Genomic DNA, 3,034 nt, shown 5'->3' on the forward strand with positions numbered 1-3,034 from the left:
GTCTACGTGAGCTGCGCCGGCCGCGGCGGCCCGCATTTCGGCGCGCCGTCGGCCGAGCTCGCCATCGTGCGGCGCGCGCTCGGCGACGTGCCGCTGGTCGGCTTCTTCGCGGCCGGCGAGATCGCGCGCCACCACCTCTACGGCTACACCGGGGTGCTGACGGTGTTCACGACCGCCGCATGAGCCTTCATGCGCCGGTCACGCTGCGCGCGGGGCGTGTCACGCTGCGGCCTTGGCGCGACGACGACCTCGAACCCTGCGCCGCGATGAACGCCGACCCGCAGGTGATGCAGCATTTCCTCGCGCCGCTGACGCGCGCGCAGAGCGATGCCTTCGCGGCACGTGCGCGACTGCACGTCGAGCAGTTCGGGCATGGGCTGTGGGCGCTGGAAGTGCCGGGGCGGCCGTTTGCCGGCTTCGTCGGGCTCTCTGCGGTGCCGTTCGAGCTTCCGGTGCCAGGCATCGCGCCGGATCCCCGGGAGATCGGCTGGCGGCTGGTGCGCGCGGCCTGGGGGCAAGGCTTTGCCAGCGAGGCGGCCCGTCTCGTGCTCGATCATGCCTGGCAGGTGATGCGCCTGCCGCAGGTGGTCTCGTTCACGGCGCTGGGCAACCAGCCGTCGCGCCGGGTCATGGAACGCATCGGCCTGACGCAGCGCGCGCAGTTCGATCACCCGCGCATCGCCGCGGACCACCCGCTGCGTGCGCATGTGCTGTACGCGGCCGAAGCGCCCTGAGCAGGCGCTACAGTCGTGGGCTCGTCGAACAGGCCGATGTGGGAGACCTGACTCCGTGAATGCCCTTCTTCCGGTCCACGCGACCGGTGCCGATGCGCCCAGCGCGGACGAGCGCGCGCAACGCCGCGCGCAGGTCGTCGCCGAACTGGCGCCCCTGCTGCCGCTGCATGCGCTGCTGTCGCGCGGTGAAGACACCGTGCCGTACGAATGCGACGGCCTCACCGCCTACCGCCAGCAGCCGCTGGTGGTGGCGCTGCCCGAGACCGAGGACCAGGTCGCCGCGGTGCTGCGCGCCTGCGACCGGCTCGGCGTGCCGGTGGTCGCGCGCGGCGCCGGCACCGGCCTGAGCGGCGGCGCGCTGCCGCATGCGCTGGGCGTCACGCTGAGCCTGGCCAAGTTCAACCGCATCCTGAAGGTCGACGTGCTGGCGCGCACCGCCACCGTGCAGTGCGGCGTGCGCAACCTCGCGATCAGCGAGGCCGCCGCCCCCTACGGGCTGTACTACGCACCCGACCCGAGCAGCCAGATCGCCTGCACCATCGGCGGCAACGTGGCCGAGAACTCCGGCGGCGTGCACTGCCTGAAATACGGGCTGACGATCCACAACGTGCTGCGCGTGCGCGGCTTCACCGCGCAGGGCGAGGCGGTGGAGTTCGGCTCCGAGGCGCTCGACGCCGCCGGGCTCGACCTGATGGCGGTGCTGGTCGGCAGCGAAGGCATGCTCGCGGTCGTCACCGAGGTCACCGTGAAGCTGGTGCCGAAGCCGCTGCTCGCGCGCTGCATCATGGCGAGCTTCGACGACATCCGGCAGGCCGGCGACGCGGTCGCCAACGTGATCGCCGCCGGCATCATCCCGGCCGGGCTCGAGATGATGGACAAGCCGATGACGGCCGCCGTCGAGGATTTCGTGCACGCCGGCTACGACCTGAATGCGCAGGCCATCCTGCTGTGCGAGAGCGACGGCACGCCCGAAGAGGTGGCCGAGGAGATCGGCCGCATGCTCGACGTGCTGGCCGGCAGCGGCGCCGCGCGCATGGAGGTCAGCAAGGACGAGGCGCAGCGGCTGCGCTTCTGGAGCGGCCGCAAGAACGCCTTCCCGGCGAGCGGGCGCATCAGCCCCGACTACATGTGCATGGATTCGACGATCCCGCGCAAGCGGCTGGCCGACATCCTGCTCGCGATCGGCGAGATGGAGAAGAAGTACGGGCTGCGCTGCGCCAACGTGTTCCACGCCGGCGACGGCAACCTGCACCCGCTGATCCTGTTCGACGCCAACGACCCTGATCAACTGCACCGCTGCGAGCTGTTCGGCGCCGACATCCTCGAGACCAGCGTCGCGATGGGCGGCTCGGTGACCGGCGAGCACGGCGTGGGCGTCGAGAAGCTGTCGTCGATGTGCGTGCAGTTCTCCGACGCCGAGCGCGAGCAGATGCTGGCCGTCAAGCATGCCTTCGACCCGTCCGGGCTGCTGAACCCCGGCAAGGTGATCCCGACGCTGGTGCGCTGCGCGGAGTACGGGCGCATGCACGTGAAGCGCGGTTTGCTGCCGTTCGCCGACATTCCCCGTTTCTGATCCGGTTTCTGATGCCCTGATGACCCACGACCCCGCACTGCAGATCCTCGTCGACAAGGTCGAAGCCGCCCGCGCCGCCGGGGCGCAACTGCGCATCCGCGGCGGCGGCACCAAGGATTTCTACGGCGAGCCGCCGCAGGGCGAGCTCCTCGACACCACGGTGCTCGAAGGYATCTCGAGCTACGAGCCGACCGAGCTCGTCGTCACCGCGCGCTGCGGCACCTCGCTCGCGACGCTCGAGGCCGCGCTCGCCGAGAAGAACCAGTACCTGCCGTTCGAGCCACCGCACTTCGGGCCGGGCAGCACCGTCGGCGGCATGGTGGCGGCCGGCCTGTCGGGCCCGCCGCGCGCGGCGGTCGGCGCGGTGCGCGACTACGTGCTCGGCGCAACGCTGCTGAACGGCCGCGCCGAGGTGCTCAGCTTCGGCGGCCAGGTGATGAAGAACGTCGCCGGCTACGACGTCTCGCGGCTGCTCGCCGGCTCGCTCGGCACGCTGGGCGTGATCCTCGAGGTCTCGCTGAAGGTGCTGCCGCTCGCCCCGGCCACCGCCACGGTGCGCTTCGAGCTGGCGCAGATCAGCGCGATGCAGAAGATCAACGAATGGAGCGGCCTGCCGCTGCCGATCAACGCCAGCGCCTGGTGGGACGGCATGCTCGTCGTGCGGCTGCGCGGCGCGCTCGCCGCGGTGCAGTCGGCACTCGCCGCGCTCGGCGGCGACGTGATCGAG

General features: G+C 71.3%; 4 protein-coding genes. All 4 read left to right on the forward strand.

Annotation, left to right across the window (positions count from 1 at the left end; genetic code table 11):
• The coding region (locus tag AC1D01_RS27590; protein WP_477872082.1) for an FIST C-terminal domain-containing protein at positions 1-183 on the forward strand (183 nt) is incomplete at its 5' end.
• Positions 180-734, forward strand: coding sequence for a GNAT family N-acetyltransferase (locus AC1D01_RS27595; RefSeq protein ID WP_457333738.1), 555 nt, complete (start codon positions 180-182; stop codon positions 732-734). The genes AC1D01_RS27590 and AC1D01_RS27595, both read left to right, overlap by 4 nt.
• A gap of 55 nt (positions 735-789) precedes the next feature.
• Entirely contained in the window at positions 790-2,307 is a 1,518-nt protein-coding gene (locus AC1D01_RS27600) for an FAD-linked oxidase C-terminal domain-containing protein (RefSeq protein ID WP_477872085.1), read from the forward strand.
• A 19-nt stretch (positions 2,308-2,326) separates the two neighbouring features.
• Positions 2,327-3,034 (forward strand): glycolate oxidase subunit GlcE (glcE, locus tag AC1D01_RS27605; protein WP_477872087.1); only part of this gene is annotated, 708 nt, incomplete at its 3' end.

The organism is Rhizobacter sp. P3_B12 (assembly GCF_056402895.1).